The 18739-nt window shown below is 65.0% G+C and carries 16 protein-coding genes; 4 read left to right on the top strand and 12 right to left on the bottom strand.

Annotation, left to right across the window (positions count from 1 at the left end; genetic code table 11):
* Window position 1: 1 nt before the first annotated feature.
* From BLQ10_RS08885 to BLQ10_RS08900, 4 genes are all read right to left on the bottom strand, one after another.
* Complete coding sequence (locus BLQ10_RS08885; protein ID WP_091560836.1) at window positions 2–1693, bottom strand: thiamine pyrophosphate-binding protein; 1692 nt, start codon at window positions 1691–1693, stop codon at window positions 2–4.
* Between the two features lie 76 nt (window positions 1694–1769).
* The gene (locus BLQ10_RS08890; RefSeq protein WP_091560838.1) at window positions 1770–3149 is read right to left on the bottom strand and encodes a 2-hydroxycarboxylate transporter family protein; all 1380 of its coding nucleotides are present in this window, start codon (window positions 3147–3149) and stop codon (window positions 1770–1772) included.
* Between the two features lie 144 nt (window positions 3150–3293).
* Window positions 3294–4166 (bottom strand): hydroxymethylglutaryl-CoA lyase, encoded by an 873-nt coding sequence (locus BLQ10_RS08895; protein WP_091560841.1) that lies wholly within the window; start codon window positions 4164–4166, stop codon window positions 3294–3296.
* Window positions 4167–5402, bottom strand: coding sequence for a CaiB/BaiF CoA transferase family protein (locus tag BLQ10_RS08900; RefSeq protein ID WP_091560844.1), 1236 nt, complete (start codon window positions 5400–5402; stop codon window positions 4167–4169).
* A 383-nt stretch (window positions 5403–5785) separates the two neighbouring features.
* On the opposite strand from BLQ10_RS08900, the gene BLQ10_RS08905 reads away from it, so the two are divergent.
* Both BLQ10_RS08905 and BLQ10_RS08910 read left to right on the top strand, forming a co-directional pair.
* Window positions 5786–6856, top strand: coding sequence for an isocitrate/isopropylmalate dehydrogenase family protein (locus tag BLQ10_RS08905; protein WP_091560845.1), 1071 nt, complete (start codon window positions 5786–5788; stop codon window positions 6854–6856).
* A 131-nt stretch (window positions 6857–6987) separates the two neighbouring features.
* Complete coding sequence (locus tag BLQ10_RS08910) at window positions 6988–7977, top strand: NAD(P)-dependent oxidoreductase (protein ID WP_091560848.1); 990 nt, start codon at window positions 6988–6990, stop codon at window positions 7975–7977.
* Between the two features lie 261 nt (window positions 7978–8238).
* On the opposite strand, the gene BLQ10_RS08915 is transcribed toward BLQ10_RS08910, so the two are convergent.
* The 5 genes from BLQ10_RS08915 to BLQ10_RS08935 all read right to left on the bottom strand — a co-directional run bounded on the left by BLQ10_RS08915 (window position 8239) and on the right by BLQ10_RS08935 (window position 13740).
* Entirely contained in the window at window positions 8239–8565 is a 327-nt protein-coding gene (locus tag BLQ10_RS08915) for a hypothetical protein (protein ID WP_091560850.1), read from the bottom strand.
* Between the two features lie 282 nt (window positions 8566–8847).
* Entirely contained in the window at window positions 8848–10008 is a 1161-nt protein-coding gene (locus BLQ10_RS08920) for a glycerate kinase (protein ID WP_091560852.1), read from the bottom strand.
* A 1-nt stretch (window position 10009) separates the two neighbouring features.
* Entirely contained in the window at window positions 10010–11497 is a 1488-nt protein-coding gene (gene dctA, locus BLQ10_RS08925; protein WP_091560853.1) for a C4-dicarboxylate transporter DctA, read from the bottom strand.
* Between the two features lie 113 nt (window positions 11498–11610).
* Entirely contained in the window at window positions 11611–12708 is a 1098-nt protein-coding gene (locus BLQ10_RS08930; protein WP_091560856.1) for a tartrate dehydrogenase, read from the bottom strand.
* Window positions 12709–12849: 141 nt separating this feature from the next.
* The gene (locus tag BLQ10_RS08935; protein ID WP_091560858.1) at window positions 12850–13740 is read right to left on the bottom strand and encodes a LysR family transcriptional regulator; all 891 of its coding nucleotides are present in this window, start codon (window positions 13738–13740) and stop codon (window positions 12850–12852) included.
* Window positions 13741–14005: 265 nt separating this feature from the next.
* Here BLQ10_RS08935 and BLQ10_RS08940 point away from each other — a divergent pair, with 265 nt between their 5' ends.
* Window positions 14006–15535, top strand: a complete 1530-nt coding sequence (locus BLQ10_RS08940; protein WP_091560860.1) for a CYTH and CHAD domain-containing protein — start codon at window positions 14006–14008, stop codon at window positions 15533–15535.
* 108 nt (window positions 15536–15643) lie between these two features.
* Window positions 15644–16582: a 5'-3' exonuclease gene (locus BLQ10_RS08945; protein WP_175558533.1), complete on the top strand. Its 939-nt coding sequence runs from the start codon at window positions 15644–15646 to the stop codon at window positions 16580–16582.
* An 82-nt stretch (window positions 16583–16664) separates the two neighbouring features.
* Here BLQ10_RS08945 and BLQ10_RS08950 read toward each other — a convergent pair whose 3' ends face one another.
* From BLQ10_RS08950 to BLQ10_RS08960, 3 genes are all read right to left on the bottom strand, one after another.
* Window positions 16665–16841: a CsbD family protein gene (locus BLQ10_RS08950; protein ID WP_091560864.1), complete on the bottom strand. Its 177-nt coding sequence runs from the start codon at window positions 16839–16841 to the stop codon at window positions 16665–16667.
* A 206-nt stretch (window positions 16842–17047) separates the two neighbouring features.
* On the bottom strand, window positions 17048–17665 hold the full coding sequence (locus tag BLQ10_RS08955; protein WP_091560867.1) for a PadR family transcriptional regulator: 618 nt from the start codon (window positions 17663–17665) through the stop codon (window positions 17048–17050).
* A 153-nt stretch (window positions 17666–17818) separates the two neighbouring features.
* Window positions 17819–18733, bottom strand: coding sequence for an alpha/beta fold hydrolase (locus tag BLQ10_RS08960; protein ID WP_091560869.1), 915 nt, complete (start codon window positions 18731–18733; stop codon window positions 17819–17821).
* Window positions 18734–18739: the final 6 nt, after the last annotated feature.

The following is an 18739-nucleotide window of genomic DNA, read 5'->3' on the forward strand; positions in this document are numbered from 1 at the left end:
TCTATCCCTTCGCGGCCACGGACTCCACCATCCATTCGGCCACCACTTTCTGGGAGATCGCTACGTCCAGGACGAAGACGCCTTCGTCATGGGTGGCGAGCCAATTCTGAAGGTGCTGCAGGTCTGCCATGGTGCGAACCTTTGCGCCGGAGGTGCCGAGGGCGCGGCCGACGGCGGCGAAGTCTACTTCGTCAATCAGCATCGCGTGATCGTGCAGCCCCTTGACGGCGTATTGGTGCAGCTCTGCACCGTACGCCGAATCGTTGAGCACCACCACCACGCCTCTGCGGGTGGCCCGGATGAAGGTTTCGAAGTCGGCGAGGCCCATCAAGCCGCCGCCATCACCGCTGACTAGCACGGTGGTGCGCTCGGGGCGGGCAACAGAGGCACCGGCGGCGGACCCGAACCCGAGGCCGATTGACTGGAATCCACTGCCCACGAGGATCATGCCATGAGGGTCGGGGACGGACAGGTACATGGGTGCCCAGCCGATGAAGTGTCCGCCGTCCATCACCACGGAGCGTTCCGATGGCAGGATTGCGTTCAGGGCGGCTACGACTGCCCGGGGATTCAGCCGGCCGTCCGGGCCGAACTCCTCGGGGTTCTCGCTGGGGAGGGACGAGCGGAACGCGGGGCTTGCTACTTCGGGGGCACTGTCCCGCCAAGTTGTTGTCGTGGCAGTGGCCACGCGGTCCAGCAGGCCCTCGACGAAGGGGCGGATGTCCGCCCGGATGTACTCCGCGGACGGGATGTTGCCTGGGTCCGGTTCGTTATCGATCCGGACGATCTTCGTTTCCGCGGGGAACAGGGTGCCATAGCGGGTTTGGAACAGGTTCTGGCTGGCTCCCACGACCAGGACCATGTCTGCCTGGCGGGCGATGTCGAGGCGGTGAAGTCGGGTGAAGCCGCCTGCTATGCCCAGGTCCCAGGAGCTGTTGAATGCGTTGGCTGCCATGAGAGAGGTCATGAAGAGGGCGCCCAGGCGGTCGCCGAGATGGAGAAGGGGAGCTACTGCGTCGGCCAGGAGCATGCCCCGTCCGCCCAGGATCAGCGGCCGCTTTGCGGCGGTGAGAAGTCGGGCCACCAGGTCGAGGTCGCCAGGATTGGCGGGCCACGCCCGTTTGGTGGGCATAGGTTCAAGGGGCAGGGGATCGGATGGCGGGGCCGTGGCAAGGTCGTAAGGGATGGCCAGCACCACGGGCTGGACGGTCTGCAGGGCGAGGTCGAAGGCGCGGTGGGTGATGGCCTCTGCGTTGCCCGGGCCGGCGACGAGGGTGACGACACCGGCAGCTTCTGCCGCTTTGGCCTGGTCGACGTCGAAGGGCCGGGGACCGGTGGAGGGCGCGTCCCCCACCACCAGGACCAGCGGGATCCGGGCTATCCGCGCCTCGGCGAGGGTGGTGTAGGCGTTAGTAAAGCCGGCGCCGTAGGTTGTAGTCGCTGCTGCGATGTTTCCGGTGGCCCGATAGTAGGCGTCAGCCATGGCAACTGTGGCTGACTCGTGGCGTGCGGAGGTGAAGGGGCAGCCGCGGCGCGTCAGGCGGCTGATGAGGTGGACGTTGCCGTTGCCCATGAGGCCGAACAGGTGCGCCGCGCGCTGCGCAACGACGTCGGCGACAGCGGCCGCGACATGTCCCTCGTCCGGGAGTCGTGGCCGGTCCGCGAGTATGGCTTCAGTGCTGGTGCTGGTCATGGTTGTCCTTTCATTGGTATGGCACACAGCGGTGCCCGGCTGCTTGAGCCGGGCACCGCCGTCGAAGATCCTGCTGTTAGGCGAGGAATGGGACGATCAGCGACGTCACGAACAGGACGAGTGCTCCGCCCAGGCGGTTGGTGAGGGCGGCGAAGGGCATGAGGTGCATGCGGTTGGCGGCGCTCAGGACTGAGACGTCGCCGCTGCCGCCGGTGTCTGCCATGACCAGGCCTGGTGTGATGGATGCTTCGACGAAGTTGAACTTCACCAGCCAGCCAAGGACGCCGGAGGTCAGGGTGGCGATGACCACGGTGCATACGGTGAGCAGGATGAACAGCGGGTTGCTCAATGAAGCGAGGACATCGGTGATGTTGATGTAGGTCAGGCTGACGCCCACCAGGAGTGCCGGGACCAGGATGGCGCCGATCAGGTCGCCCCAGTCCGCTGTGGAGTCCTCAACATCCTGCGGGAGCAGGCCGAAGATCTTGACGGCAGCTGCTGCGATGATGGCCCACGCGTAGGGGTGCAGTCCGGGGGCGAAGGCGCCCATCAGGTTCCCGAAGACGAACAGGCTGCCGGCGATGAGCAGGCCTTTGCCCAGGGCGATGAACGAGGAGGCGTCGCGCTTGGGCGGCAGGGTTAGCTCGTCGGAGCGGCCCTTGATGCGCAGCAGCTGGCCGTGGCCGTTGAAGCCGACGAAGAGTTGCTTTTTGCGTTTGCCGAGGCCGTTGTAGATGCCGGCGATGAGGATGCACACGACGTTGGCCATGACGACGGCGGACATCAGGTCCCCCATGAAGTTGGCGGAATCGCCGCCGGTTGCCGAGGCGTACATTTTGGACATCGGCAGGGCTCCAACGCCCAGGCCGCCTGCCATAATGGGCGCGGCGACAAAGAGGATGCCTTGGATGAACCCGAAGCCCGTTGCGGCGGCGATGAGCCCGACCAGGACGAACGTGGCGATCAGGCAGCCCACAACGGGGACCGCGAAGCGCGGGCCGGCCTTGAGCAGGAGGGCGCGGGGCATGCCGAGGATGGATCCGGCGATGATGCCGACGACGAAGAAGTCCAGGAAGCCGTGGCCGTCGATGAAGTTCTGGACCACGGTGACCAGGTTTTCGGGCATGAGGCCGAGGTAAGCCAGCGTGGCGGGAGCGAAGGTGCACAGGATGGTCGGCAGCCCGAAGTCGCGGACCACCGGGAAGAGGTTGCCGATCCAGATGAAGAGCCCGCCGAGGAGGATGGTGGTGGCAAAGCCGACCACCATCGTGTCCGGGAGGTTGCCCGTAATTGCGGCGGTGAGGACCAAAGCGGCGAGGACGAGATAGAGCGGGGCGGGGATACTGGCGATTTTAAACCCGAGCCTGCCGGGGTAATGGGTGCCGGGACGGGTTCCCACAGTCTTGGTGACGGGGTGTTCGATACCACCGGTGGGGCCGGGGCTTGTCTCGCTCATGGCGTCATCCGTTTGTTCTTTAGTGGTCTCCGTGGTGCGTGGGTTTGTTGACATCATCGTCTCCAGAATGGTGGGAAGGAACTGTTCGGTGTGGAGGGTTTATTGAAGTGTTTTGAGGTTGAGCAGGGTTTAGCCGGTCGGGAGTTAGGGTGCCGGGTCCAGCAGCGCTGCGGGGGAGTGCGCCAGCACGTCGCGAGCCAGACGGACTGCGTCTGCCAGGCGGTTCTCATCGATGCCTGTCTCGTGGCCGGCGTCGTGCAGGTATTTGACGAGTTCCTCGGTGGCGATGTTGCCGTGGGCGCCGGGAGCAAACGGGCAGCCGCCGTAGCCGCCCAGGGCGGCGTCAAAGCGGACGACGCCGGCACTTGCCGCCGCGCCCGCCGTCGCCAGCGCCTGGTGGTGGGCGTTGTGCAGGTGGAGGTAGTAGGTCAGGTCTGGTTCGGCGTCGCGGACGTAGTCCAGGCTGGCCAGCACCTGCGCGGTGGGTGTGGTGCCCAGGGTGTCGGCCAGGCCGACGTCTTTGATTCCCATGTCTCTGAAGGCACGGACCACGCGAAGCAGGTACTTGGGGTCGATGCTGCCCTCGAAGGGGCAGGTGAATGCTGTGGAAATGCCCGCGAAGAAATGGGTTTGCGGGTACCGGGCAACGGTTGCGCCGATGTTGGCGAGGGCGTCCTCGACGGCTTGTCCGGCGTTGGCGTTGCTGTGCGCCTGGCTGGCCGAGGTGACTACCTGGATGTCCTGGGCGCCGGCCCCGACGGCACGTTCGATGCCCTTTCCGTTGAGGGCAAGGCTGGTATAGGTCACGCCCTCGACTGCCGGGAGCGAAGAGACTACGTCAGCGGCGTCGGCCATTTGCGGAACCCGCCGGGGATTTACGAAGGAGGCGGCCTCGAGGCGCCTGATTCCAGCTGCGATGAGGGCTTGGGCGATTTCCAGCTTGTGGGCTGTGGAGACGATGACCGGTTCATCCTGCAGGCCGTCACGCAGGAAGACGTCGGTGATCTGCACCTTCACCTAGCGCACCTCCTGCAGTCCGAGTTCGGCGATTTGGTCGTCGTCCATGCCCGCTAGGTCCCGGAGAACCTCATGGGTGTGTTGGCCCAGCTCGGGGCCGATCCACTTGACCTGGCCCTGGTGACCCGGGATTTTGGGCACGACGCCCGGGAAGCGGATCAACTCAGGTTCGTCCTCGATGACCACCTCGTGGGTCTGGATCATGTCGCGGGCCAGGTAGTGCTTGTCAACGGCGATGCTGGGCGCGTCATAGACGGGGCCAGCCGGGACGCCGGCGTGGTCCAGCTTGTCCAGCACCTCCGTCAGCGGCATGCTTCCGGTCCAGGCGGAGATGGCGCCGTTAAGCTCTTCCTCGCGGGCGCCGCGGGCCTCAGTGCCGAGGAGGGTTTCGTCCTCGGCGAGGTCGTCGCGGCCGATGGCCCGCATGAGCCGTTCAAAAACGGAGTTCGAGTTTCCCCCGATGACCACCTCGAGGTTGTCCTGGCACAGGTACGAGCCGGTAGGAACGACACCGGGCAGGGCGCCGCCGGTACGCTTGCGGATCATGCCGTAGGCGTCATAGTCCGGGACGAGGGATTCGAGGAGGCTGAAAACGCCTTCGTAAAGCGCGACATCGACCACTTTGGAGGTGCCCGTGTCCAGTCCACGGGCTTTCTGCAGCATAAGCATCAGGGCACCGATCACCCCGTAAAGGCCGGCGACGGTGTCACCCATGCTTGCTGCCGCCCGGCCCGCGGGACGGTCCGGCTCGCCGGTGACGTAGCGGAGTCCGGCGAAGGACTCGGCAGAGCTGCCGAAGCCGGCGCGGTTCTTATACGGGCCGGTCTGGCCGTAGCCGGAGATGCGGACCATTACGAGGTCGGGGTTGAGTGCCTGCAGTACTTCCGGGCCCAGGCCCCACCTTTCCAGCGTGCCGGGACGGAAGTTTTCGATCACGACGTCGCACTGCGCGGCGATCTTCTTGACCGCCTCGAGGCCGCAATCGGAGCGGAGGTCAAGGGCCACGGACTTCTTATTGCGGCCGATGGTGCGGAACAGCATGGACGTCGTGCCGCGGGTCTTGCGCCAGTCGCGAAGCTCATCGCCGCCGTCAGGCTTTTCAATCTTGATGACCTCCGCGCCGAAATCGGCAAAGAGGCGGGCCGCAAACGGCCCTGCGATAAAGCTGCCAAGTTCCAGCACGCGGATGCCCTGGAGCGGGAGGGAGTTCCCCTCAAAGTGAAGTTCCTGCGTCATGTTTTCCTGCCTGCGTCATTGAGTGCAAAGTCACCCCAATTCCCACTGAGTGGGAGAAGCTTGCCATATGGCGGATCGACGATAGCAGCGCAATGTGATGTGCGCAACAGGTCGGGGGTGGGTTCTCAGAAAGAAGGAGGAGTCGCGGCGGTGGTCGCGGCGGCGGCGGTCACCAGGCGCGGTGGGCTCCACGTGCTGCGTCAGCTGCTCCGAAGTTCATCTTGTGAGCTAGGTCATCTTCTGCTAGCGTCTTCCCACTTAGCAAACAATCTTTCCCATTGCGTGGGATTTGCTCGAGGGAACGCATCCGCGAAAGCGATGCTTACGCCCCCGGAGCGGACACCCTGCGCGGAAGCGCTCGTAATCAGCAAGGCAGGAAAACCATGACTCACTATGACATCGCTGTCATCCCCGGGGACGGAATCGGACCTGAAGTCGTCGAAGCGGCTCTGTCCGTATTGAATGAATGCGAAGCGCGCTATGGGCTGAAGCTTAATTACACGTTCTACGACTTCAGCGCAGACCTTTACCGCCGTACAGGAAGAAAAATCACCGCTGCCGATATGGATGAAATCGGCCAGAAGGACGCTGTGCTGTTCGGCGCGATGGGGCTCCCGGACGTGCGCGGACCGGAGGGTCTGGAACTGGGCGCCCAGGTTGAAATGCGGGCCCACTACGGACTTTTCTCAAGCCTTCGGCCGGTCCGGCTTTTTGAGGGAGTCGAGAGCCCTGTTAAGGCGAAGGACATCGACATGCTCGTGATCCGTGAAACCTCTGAAGGAATGTTTGCCGGACTGGCGGATCATCATGAGCCCAGTGACGAGAGTGCCAGTGACCGTATGACGATCACCCGCGCCACGTGCGAGAAGCTGTTTGACGTCGCATTTTCACAGGCGCGGGCACGCCGCAAGAGGGGCACGCCGGGGCATGTGACGTTGCTGCACAAGTCGAACGCATTGCGCAGCAACGTTTTGATGGAGAAGGTTTTCGACGAAGTCGCCGCCAAAAGCCCCGATGTCGGAAGTGCAAAATACTACATCGATGCGGGATCCATGTACATGGTGACTGATCCGGAACGCTACGACGTCGTCGTTTCAGAGAACATTTTCGGCGACATCGTGTCGGAGATCGCCGCCGGCCTCGTCGGAGGTCTCGGCGTCGCGCCTTCTGCGGACGTCAGCCTTACACACGGCGTGTTCCAGCCGTCGCACGGGAGTGCCCCGGATATCGCGGGCCAGGGGGTTGCAAACCCGGCCGCGATGATCCTGTCTGCCGCGATGATGCTGGAATGGCTGGGCGAACGCCGCGGCGACGACCTCTGCACCCAAATAGCACAGAACATTCAAATCGCCGTCGAGTCAGCGCTGGCAACAGGACCCTTGGCACGCGACTTAGGGGGACCAGCCGGAACCCAGGAAGTGCTGGACACCGTCGTAAAAGCCTTGCCGGCCTAGCTGATAGGTAGGCGGCCCCGTCGGCCCGCCGTGGCCATGACCGACTGACACCCCTCGCAGACACTCGTGTTCTGCTCACTCAGATTGTCAGGTCGCAGTCGACAGACATTGACTCAAGAAAGATGCCACCAATGACATACAAGGTTCTGTTCGTAAACCCACTGAACGATTACGTCGACCGTATTCTGGAATCGACGCCAGAGGGCTTCAACGTGAAAGTAATGCCGCTATCGGCGGATGTGTCGGAAATCTGCCGTGAAGTCGCGGACGCAGATTTCCTGATCTCCGGCGTCGACGTTCCCGAAGAGGTATTCCGGGCCGCCAAGAACGTGCAGTTTATCCAATACATGAGCTCCGGCTACGGCCAGCTTCCAGTCAGCATCCTGGACGAACTGGGTGTTCCGGTGGCCCAGATGAAGACCCATTCCATCTCTGTCGCGGAGCATGCTCTGACGTTGATGCTGACGGTGCTGCGGCGGATTCCAGCCTCCACGCAGTTGCTACGAGAAGGAAAATGGCGCCAGGACCTGGACGAGACGTCCTATTCAGAGCTGTACAACAAAACAGTCGGCATTGTCGGGCTGGGGAATATCGGCCGCTGGGTCGGCAAGATCGTCCACCACGGTTTCGGCGCCAATGTGATCTTCTACGACAATGCCGAGATCCCGCTGACCGTGTCGGAATTGGTCCCCGCCCGCGGCGTCCCGCTGGAGGAGCTGATGGCGGTGTCCGACGTCGTTTGCCTGAGTCTTCCCCTCGACGAGCAAACAAACAAGCTGATCGGACGGGACGAACTTGCCCTGATGAAGCGAAGCGGCATTCTCGTCAATGTTGGTCGCGGTGAAGTTGTGGATGAGGACGCGCTCATTGAAAGTTTGCGGCAGGGGCGCATCGCAGGAGCCGGACTTGATGTCTTCGACAAGGAGCCGCTGGATACCGGCAGTGAGCTGCTGAATATGGAACAGGTAGTCTGCACGCCCCACATGGCAGGCGTGGGCTGGGAAAACGTCCAACGCCGGATCGCGACCGTGTGGCAAAACTTCGACGCGGTCCTCCGTGGCGATCTTCCAAGCGGAGTTGTCACGGCGACGAAGCGCGCGGCCAGCGTCTCGGCCGCTTAGAGTCCGTCCGGGCGGAGCCGCCGATCTTCATCAGCAGCAACGTAGCCGTGTTTGCTCCGTCAGTACTTCAAGCACCGGCTTGCGGCCAGCCCCGCCCAGCCTCGTTCAGGTTGAGGAAAGGTACGCTATCGGCTCATTACACAGTCGAGGGGGGAGCGAGGTGTAGGTGATCCGCGCACGAAACCCGGAACGCAGGAGTCGTTGAAGGACCCAAGCCGGTCCCTGAACTCCATCGGCGCGAGGCCGAGCTGCATGTTCAGTTCAACGTCGCCTTCGAAACCGTTCATCGTCAAGCAGGCCGCGCCAGCCGTCCCCAGGGTCAAGCGCGTACAGGTCCTCGATGACTTCCACTTGGTCCAGCAGGCACCGGACCGCCAACTCCTGGGCCACGCGGGAGGGACCGGTCCAACCGTGGATCAGCGCACCGGCCATGTCGGCGGCAATGACCAGAAACTGCTGGGCAAACCGGGCTTCGTAATTCTCGGCGTGTCTGGGCGGCAGCCCGGACAGCACGAAGCTGCCGGCAATGTCCTGCCGGGTGATGTGGGCGAGGCTTCGCAGCTCGGCGACGTCCTGGAAGAGCTGCAATCAGGACAGCAGATGCCTCCCAGCGCGCACCGGCCAGCAGCCCTGCCTGGAACAGGCACTCGTCCCGCTGCCCGGGGGCGACAACTCCACGCGTTCTACGTCTCCAGGTCATCCCGTTCATAGCGCTGGGGTCTTCAGGACGCAGCTTGTACCCCCGACTGCTCAATACTGATGCCGGTCAGCTCGTTTCCCGGGTGCCGGCAGCACTAGCCAGGACCTTTTAGCGCAGCGAACGCCCGCCTCGGGTTACCCGGGCGGGCGTTTCTGTCTTCCGCGGCGAGGCTACAGCAGGCTCGTGCCGATGTCCTTGCCGATCCGGCGAAGCAGCGCGGCGGAAAGCTCGGGGTCTTTGGACGAGTTCTGATCGGTGTACTCGGCCAAGGTGTAGACCCGGGTGAGGTCCATTTCGGACCACCGTTCCTGGGGCAGGAGGGAGCGGCCGGCGACGGCGATGATTGGACGGGATCCGGATCGCCGGGCCACGGCCGCGGGCAACTTCCCGGCAAGGGTTTGTTCGTCGATGCTGCCTTCGCCGGTGATGACGACGTCGCAGGTGTCCTTGCGGGCATTGAAGTCCAGCAGGTCCAGGAAATAGTCGGCGCCCGAGACCTGCTTTGCCCCCAGCAGCAGGCACGCGTAGCCGATTCCTCCGGCGCTGCCGGCGCCCGCGTGTCCAGCCAACCGGGCCGCATCGGTGATGCCCGCCGCCGTCAGCCTGGCGACGACATGTTTGAGGCCCTTGTCGAGGGCCGCGATCTCCGCCGGTCCGGCGCCCTTTTGCGGACCGAAGACCGCCGGTGCGCCCTGGGCGCCGAGCAGCGGGTTGTGAACATCGCTGGCGACAATGAGCTCCGTGTCGGCCAGTTCGGGAAATGTGGTCCGTTCGATGGTGTGGATCTGTGCCAGCGCCCCGCCGCTGCCGTAGAGCTGCCGGCCGTCGGCGTCGCGGAAGCTGAACCCGAGGGCGGTGAGCATGCCCATGCCGCCGTCGGTGCTGGCGCTGCCGCCCAGGGCAAGGACGATCCTGGCCGGTTTCAGGCTGAGCGCGAACAGAATCGCCTCGCCGAAGCCGCGGCTGGAGGCATCCAGCGGCTCCATTGTTCCGCCCGGCAGGAGTCCGAGGCCGCAGGTGTTGGCCACCTCGACGACGGCGGTGGCGCCGTCGAACGCGATGCTGGCCTGGACGGGCCGGCCGGTGGGTCCTGCGACGGTGTAGCTGCGCCGGGTGAAGCCGGAGGCGACGGCGGCGTCCACGCTGCCGTCACCTCCGTCCGCCAGCGGAAGCAGTTCGCAGTGGATCGTCCCGGCCCCGCCGGTGACACCAGATGCGGAGCGGAGTCCTGATGCCAGGGCATCGGCCACTTCGCCGGCCGTGAGGCTGCCTTTGAACTTGTCGGGTGCGATCAGGGCTCGAACGCTTTTCGGGGCGGGTGCTGTGAACATGTCAGATGGTTTTCGAGTAGGCGGAACGGCGGTCGTCGCTGGATGGCTGGTCAACGTCGGCCGGTTCTGGGCGCTGGGGACTGATTTCCCTGGGCGTGTGACGGTCGTAGTCGGTCAGGTCAGCAGCGATGTCCGTGAACTCGTCGAGTGGTGTCGGATCCTCGCTGGGCAGGGGCTCAACCACTTCGCCGTTGAAGACGCGGCGGACACGGTCCGCGTCCAGCGTCCGGTCCCACCAGGCGATGAACAGGGTGGCGACGGCGTTGCCGGTGAAGTTCACCAAGGCCCGGCATTCGGACATGAACTTGTCGATGCCGAAGATGAGCATGATGCCGGCAGCCGGGATGGTTCCGATGGTGGCCAGGGTGGCCGTCAGGGCGATGAAGCCGCCGCCGGCGACGCCGGCCGCGCCCTTGGACGTGAGCAGCATGACCGCGATCAGGCCCAACTGCTGGCCGATGGTCAGCTCGGTGTTCGTGGCCTGGGCGATGTACACGGCGGCCAGCGAAAGGTAGATGGCGGCGCCGTCGAGGTTGAAGCTGTATCCGGTGGGGACCACGAGTCCGACGGTTTCCTTCTTGACCCCTGCATGCTCAAGCTTGCGCATCAGGCCCGGCAACGCCGGTTCGGCGGTGGAGGTGCCGAGGATGAGCAGGTATTCCTCCCTGAGGTGGCGGATCATCTTGAAGATGTTCAGCTTCAAAAAGGCCATGACGGATCCGAGGACCACGACGACGAACAGGATCGAGGTGGCGTAGAAGAGCACGATCAGCCCGCCCATGCTGGAGAGGGAGGAGACGCCGTACTTGCCGACGGCGAAGGCCATCGCGCCGAAGGCACCCAGCGGGGCGGCCTTCATGATGAAGCCTAGGATCTTGAACATGACCCCGGTGAGGCGTTGGACCCCGTCCAGGACCGGCGCGCCGACTTTGCCCATGGCGTTCAGGGCGATGCCGAAGATCACGGCGATGAAGATGATCTGGAGGATGTCGCCCTCCACGAAGGGCGCGGCGATGCTGGTCGGAATGATGTGGGTGAGGAACTGCCACCATTCCTGGTGGGCGCCGGCGTCGATGAGCTTGGCCGCGGAGTCCGTGGTCTTGATGGCGCTGGCATCGGCGTTGACGCCGTCGCCGAGGCGGAAGATGTTGATGGCGACTAGGCCGAAGAGCAGGGCGAAAATCGTGCCGATCTGGAAGTACGTCAGGGCCTTCAAGCCGGTCATGCCGACCTTCTTTAGGTCCGCGACGCTGGCGATGCCGCCGACGATGGTCAGGAACACGATCGGACCGATCAGCATTCTCATGGCGTTGACGAACGTGGTGCCGATCGGTTCCAGGGCGACGGCGGCGGTGGGCGCAAGCCAGCCCACGAGAATGCCGAGGACTATGCCGGTCAATACCCAGAAGTACAACTGCCTGTACCAGCGTGTCTTGGGGGCCGCTGTTTTCGCTGCCGCGGCGGTGCCCGTGGTGGTGATTGGTGCCATGATTCCTACCTCATTGTGGAATGTGAATGCCAGTGGTGTTTGAAGAATGAAGAGCTGGGTCGGGCGGGCGGCGGCGACGGTGCGCGGCGCCGCCCGCCCCGAACGTGGCCTGGCTAGACGGCGGCCAGGGTGTGGGTGAGGGCCTTGATGATGGCGTCGGTGACGTCATCGGTGTTGGTCTCGCCGCCGACGTCGCGCGTCAGGTGGCCGGCGGCCGTGGTCTGCTCGATGGCGGCCTCGATGCGGCGGGCTTCCTCGTGCAGGCCGAAGTGGTCCAGCATTAGGGCGGCGCTGGCAATCGCGCCGATCGGGTTGCTGATGCCTTTGCCGGCGATGTCCGGCGCGGAGCCGTGGACCGGTTCGAACATGGACGGGAAGCGGCGTTCAGGGTTCAGGTTCGCGCTGGCCGCCAGGCCGAGGCTTCCGGCCAGGGCCGAGCCGAGGTCCGAGAGGATGTCCGCGTTCAGGTTCGAGGCGACGACGACGGAGAGGTCTTCGGGGTGCAGGATGAACTTGGCGCTCATGGCGTCGACCAAGACGCTTTCGGTGGCCACGTCCGGGTAGTCCACGGCGACACGGTTGAAGACTTCGTCCCAGAGGACCATGCCGTACTGCTGGGCGTTGGACTTGGTGACGGAGGAGACCTTCTTCACCATGCGGGTCCGGGCGAGGTCGAAGGCGAAGCGCATGATCCGCTCGCAGCCCTTTTCGGTGAACAGTGCGGTCTGCAGGGCCACCTCGTTGCCCGGGCCGCGGCCGCTGAGGTTGCGGCCGCCGAGGCCGGCGTATTCGCCCTCGCTGTTTTCGCGGACCACGATCCAGTCGAGTTCGGTGTTGTCGGCCTTGCGCAGCGGGGACTCGATGCCCGGAAGGAACTTCACCGGGCGGATGTTGGCCCACTGGTCGAAGTTCTGGGTGATGTTCAGGCGCAGGCCCCAGAGGCTGATGTGGTCCGGGACATTTTCCCAGCCGACGGCACCGAAGTATATGGCGTCGAAGTCCTTCAGGGTTTCCAGGCCCTTGGGGTCCATCATCTGGCCGGTCTTTTCGTAGTAGCCGCAGCCCCACGGGAACTCGGTCCAGTCAAAGGCGAACTTCCCGGCGGAGTTCTCCGCCAGGGCGTCCAGGACGCGGCGGCCGGCGGAGACAACTTCCTTGCCGACGCCGTCGGCGGGAATTGAAGCGATGCTGAATTTCTGGGTGGCGCTCATGTGCCTACCTCCTCGTTGAGTGTGTTAGCAGCGTCACACTGCTTGTCCTCTTCAAGTAGACGGCCCGGCACCAGCCGCCGTCCAAGACCAAGATTCGATGCGCTAAATAGGCTCAACCTATTGGTCGCCGGCGTGGGGCCCTTAGGCGGCCGCCACATGCAGCTCTGCGACGGCCAAGAAGGCTTTGGCGGCGGGCGTCAGGTCGTCCTTCCGGCTCAGGATGGCGACGTCGAGATGGGACACGGGTTCGATCAGCAGGGTCCGCAATCCTGACTTGTGCGCCAGCGGCGCCCAGGATGAGGGCATCACGGCGTGGCCCACCCCGGCCAGGACCAGCGGCAGGATCGAGGTCCGGTGCGCGACCTCCACCACGATTTCAGTGTTGACGCCACGGGCCAGCGCATCGTCGACCAGCCAGCGCATCAGGGACCCGCGCTGGCTTGCGATCAGCCGGTGACCGCCCAGATCCTCACGCTGAATGGCCGTCCCCGGACCGTACGTGTCCGCCTGCGGGTTGACGATGAGGATCAACGGCTGGCGCTCAAGCTCCAGGACCTGGACGCCCAGGACTCGGATGGGGTTTGGGGATCCGGCCAGGCCGATCTCGGTGCTGCCGCTGCGGACGGACTCAACTACCTCCTCGGGCGTGAACGCCGCACTGACGTTGAGCCGCACCGACGGATGCGCCCGGGTGTACTCGGCGATCATGGACGTCAGCGGCTCAATGCCGGGGGAGGGCATAGTGATAATGTCCAACCGCCCGCTCCGCACGCCCCGCAGCGCCTGCACCGCGGACTGCGCGGCATCCAGGTCCCGCATGACGAGTCTGGCCGGCCCGACGAGTTCCTTGCCCGCTTCGCTGAGCACCGCGCGGCGGCCGATGCGGTGAAAGAGCGGCACCCCAAGGTCCTTCTCCAGGCCCGCGATTGTCTGGGAGAGGGACGGCTGGGCGATGAGCAGGTGCTCTGCGGCGCGGTTGAAACCGTCGTGGTCAACGACGGCCAGAAAATACTTCAGCTTCCGTGTGTCCACGCCAGCTCCTTCACGGTCCGGTCCTGGGGCTCGCGGTGCCCTGGAATACACGCCCGAGGGTGGCATCGCGTGAGGACCGTAAGCATAGATAGCCTACGCCTATCAGGACAGGGCGGGCAGCCTGCCCGGCATTGCTGACGGTCTGGTCGGGCTGTTCCTGCGGGCCTAGAATCGGGCTGGGCGCAAGGAGCCAAGGCACCGGCCGGAAACGCCCGCGGGAGAATCAAGTCCCTGTTCCACCGGTGCCAGTAGGGGGAGGACCGCCATGGAGACCACCGGAAAACTTGAAACGGAACAAAAGTACGACGCCGAGACCTCCTCAACGCTTCCGGACCTGCCGGGAATCCAGGGTGTGGACCACGTCGCGGAGCCCGTGACGGATCACCTTGAGGCTGTGTACTTCGACACCCCGGCCCTGACCCTCGCCGCACGGCGCCTGACCCTGCGGCGGCGCACGGGCGGAGCGGACGCCGGGTGGCACCTCAAGCTTCCCGCCGGAACGGACCAGCGGGAGGAAATCCATGCACCGCTGGGCCAGCCGGAGACCGTTCCTGAAGAACTGTCAGATCGTCTGCAAGTATTCACACGGGGCGACGAACTGGTGCCCGTCGCCCGGCTGAGTACGCGGCGCACCACCTACCGGCTCTACGGGCCTGAGGGTGAGCACCTGGCCGACTTCGCCGACGACCTCGTCCATGCCGAGGCCCTGCAGCCGCCAGGGCCGGCCCTCGACTGGCGTGAATGGGAGCTCGAACTCGTCCACGGAACCCGGGAGTTCCTCGACGCTACCGCCGAAACCCTGACGTCCACGGGAGCAGGCCACTCCGCCTATCCGTCCAAACTGGCCCGAACTTTTGGGGATGCCTGGCCGGCCGAACTCAGTCCCCGGACCGGAAAACCCCGGAAGAAACTCCGGAAGAAGGGGCCGGCAGCCGACGTCGTGACGGCCTATCTGGACGCACGGATCGAGGACTACATCGCCCATGATCCGGGCGTGCGGCTGGGGACACCGGATTCCGTCCACAAGATGCGGTCAGCGACCCGCCGGGCGCGCTCCGCCCTGGCCACCTATCGCAAACTCTTCAACCGCGCAGCGGTCCGGGAACTCCAGGCTGAACTGAAGTGGCTGGGCCAGATCCTGGGTCCGGCCCGCGACGCCGAAGTCATGCTGGAGCGGCTTCGCCAGCACCTGGTGGAACTCCCCGAAGAACAGAGGTCCGGCTCTTTGAACCAGATGATCGAACTGGAGCTGGTCGCAGCCCACAACGCAGGTTACAGAAACGTCCTCCAGACGCTCCAGACCGACCGCTATTTCCGTCTCCTTGGCTCCCTTGAGGACTTCCGGGACCACCCGCCTGCCAAGCCTCGCGCCTTCCGCCCCGCGCGCAAAGTGACGGGAAAGCTGGTGAACAAGGCAGCAAAACGGGTGGAGCGTTCCCGGAAGGCCGTCAAACGCTCCGCCGGCCGGACCGCCGGCGACACGGCGCTGCACGAGGTCCGAAAAGACGCCAAACGCCTGCGCCACGCGGGCGAATCGGTCATGGAGATCCACGGCAAACGCGCCGTCAAGCTCACTAAATCCGCTGGACGGCTCCAGAGCGTACTCGGCGACCATCAAGACAGCGTCATGGCGACCGCCCTGCTGCGGAGACTGGCGGCCATCCCGGACCTGCCCGTCGACGCTGATCTCGGCTTGCAAAGTTTGCTGGAGATGGAAGAACGCATTGCCCGGAAGACGGAGAAGAAAGCCCGCAAGGCAGGGAAAAAGCTTCGCGGCCTGCGGCTCCGCTCCTGATCCGGGAACGCGGAGGCCACCTGTCGTTTTACTGGTCGGACAGCGAGCGGGCAATCGCGGCAACTGTGCCGCCGTGGCGTTGCCGGGGCCTGCGTGTCAGGATCAGTCATGACCGACCGTCTGATGCTGCTCGATACCGCGTCGCTGTACTTTCGCGCGTTCTACGGCGTGCCCGACACGATCCGCCGCGCCGACGGCACCCCGGTGAACGCCGTCCGCGGGCTGCTCGACATGATCGCGCGGCTCACCACCGACTACGACGCGACGCATCTCGTTGCGTGCTGGGACGACGATTGGCGTCCGCAGTGGCGGGTGGACCTCATCCCGAGCTACAAGTCGCATCGAGTCGCCGAGGTGGTGGCCGGCGCCCCTGATGTGGAAGTCGTGCCGGACGCGCTCGAGGCGCAGATTCCGATGATCCGCCGGGTGCTCGAGCTCGCCGGCATCGCCGTCGTTGGGGCTGCCGAACACGAGGCCGACGACGTCATCGGCACCTACGCCAGCCACGCCGAGCTTCCGGTCGACGTGGTGACGGGCGACCGTGATCTCTTCCAGGTCGTCGACGACGCCCGTCAGGTGCGGGTGATCTACACCGCGCGCGGGATGAAGAACCTCGAAGTGCTGACCGACGCCGTCGTCGTCGGCAAGTACCGCGTGCTGCCCGGGCAGTATGCCGACTACGCGACCCTGCGCGGTGACAGCTCTGACGGGCTGCCGGGCGTCGCCGGCATCGGCGAGAAAACCGCCGCGTCGCTGCTCGGGGAGTACGGCACGCTCGACGGGCTGCTCGCGGCTGCCGCGGACGCAGGGAGCGGGCTATCCACTGCCGTGCGGTCGAAGCTCGCCGCGGCGGCGGACTACCTCACGGTCGCGCCCGCCGTCGTGAAGATCGTGCGGGACCTGGAGCTGCCGACGCTCGAGGCGGCGGGCGCGCAACTGCACCCGGTCCTCGGCGGTTCGTGGGCCGACCTTGAGCGTCTCGCCACAGAGTGGAACCTCGGCGGCTCCGTCGGGCGGCTCCGCGAGGCATTCGACCTGCGTCGGTAGGAAGAGCCCGTGGATTGTGTGGACAAAAGGCCGGGGCGGAGGTGCGATCCGGACCGCACCTCCGCCCTCCGGCTGCCTGTTTTCAGTGTTTCTTGAAGGCGTCCTTGACTTTTTCGCCGGCCTGCTTCAGGTCTGCTTTGACTTGGTGGCTCTTGCCTTCGGCCTTCAGCTTTTCGTCGCCGGTGGCTTTGCCAGCCGTCTCTTTGCCTTTGCCGTGGAGTTTCTCGGCGGCATTGTGGATCTTGTCACCCAGGCCCATGATGATCCTCCTTATTTGGTCGCCCCCGGGACGTGAATGCCATGGAGGCCACAATTAATTGTAGGGACAGAAGTGCCGAAAGTGGGGGGCGATAGTCCATCACCATTTGCGGTGGTCCGGGCCGCCGTGGTGTTCCCGGGGTCATTTCCGGGAGGGCCATCGGCAGGGGTCAGCGCCCGAAGCGGGGGCTGCCGTAAGCGGCGGTGTTAGTCGGCGAGGATGCGGTAGAGCGCGCGGCGGGTGTCATCGATTACTTCCATTGCGGCATTGCGTTGTTCCTCGGATGCCGAGAAGCGGAACTGGTGGATGACTCCCATGAGCTTGCCCACGCTCTGGTGAAACGCCGGCCCGGATCCCTGAGGATCGGTGTTCCACGCGTTCCCCAACTCCTCGGCGTGATCGGCCACATAAGCCTTGCCCGCCTCGGTGAGCGTGAACTCAGTGCGCCGGCCGTCACCCACGGGCGCGATCAGCTCCTCATCAACGAGCTGCTGGAGCGTCGGGTAGACGGACCCCGGGCTCGGACGCCAGGCCCCCGACGTCTTATCGGCAATTGTCTTGATCAGCCCGTAGCCGTTGGACGGTGATTCGGCCAAGAGGGACAGAATCGCCGAACGAACATCGCCCCTGTTGGCCCGCCGTGAACCGCCGGGACCAAAGCCGGGACCGAATCCTGGCCCGAATCCCGGACCGAAACCTGGCCCAAACCCGCGGCCCGGCCCGAAACCGCCGTGTCCGTGGGGTCCGCGCCGGCTCCTGCCGCGACCGAAGCGTCCCGGCGTGGGTGCGCCGTCCGTGAATTTGTCCTCGTGAATGCCTTTCATAACGGCATCGCCCTTCCATGTCAGTTGAATCTTCCTGATGGTCACCGATCAATCGGCGATAATTAACGATATATCGGTGAGTATCGCAGGTCAATGGTCGGTTCAACTGGATATTCGATGACTCCGGCAGGTTGCCAAGCGCCGGCGGACACGTCACTGAGACAGCAGGTCATCGAGCAGCCGTTGCACTTGCTCCGGCCGCTCGAGGTTCGCGAAGTGGCCGCAACGCGGGATCGTCACCTTCTGGACGTGCGGGACGATGCTGGCCAGCCGGACCAGGTCGGACGCAGGCGTGAACACATCGCGGTCCCCGCGGATCGCCAGGACGGGGGAGCGGATGCCGCGCCACTGGCCAAAATCGTAGTGCGCCGCAGCCCGGGCTGCCGCTGAGAAGCTGGCCGGCCGGGCGTCGTCGCCGAGCCCGCGGAGCACCCCGGCGGGGATGGTTGCGGGTTCTGCGAAGAATGGCGACATCAGCGGTCGCATCACACGGGTGGTCCCGATTGCGCGGACCAGTGCCGACCCTGCCGGACCCAGGGCCGCCATGGAGCGCATGGCCAGCAGCATGCCAACAAATGCCGGAAACCTGAGCAGGCTGCGAAGCGGCTTGCGGGCCGCCCCGGACACGCCGAATGTGGTAGCCGAAATGGTGGCCACGCTGGCGGTGCGCTCCGGCTGCGCCGCGGCAATGTGCAACGCCACGAAGCCTCCCATTGAGTGGCCAACCAGGTTCCACCGCCGGTAGCCGAGTGAGTTCAGCACCTCGGTGACAGCCCGTGCCATTGCCTCAATGCTGAATTGTTCCAGTCGGGCACCCGTGGTCGATTCACCCCAGCCCGGAAGATCAATCAGCACCCGATCATGGGCCGACGCCGCGGGAAGCAGCGCCCGGAAAGTAGTCCAGGATCCCGCGGCGCCATGAAGGTAGACATCCGCTGTGCCGGACGCGGTACGCCTGCCCCCGGTACCCCGCTGGACCCGTACCGTGCAGGGACCCAGCTCCGTGGGAACTAGCTCCCGCCGCAGCGCGGCCGTTCCCGTGGCGGCGGGTTCCTGCTGAACACTCATGGTCAC

This window comes from Arthrobacter sp. ok362 (assembly GCF_900102785.1).
In the GTDB taxonomy this organism is placed as follows: domain Bacteria; phylum Actinomycetota; class Actinomycetes; order Actinomycetales; family Micrococcaceae; genus Arthrobacter.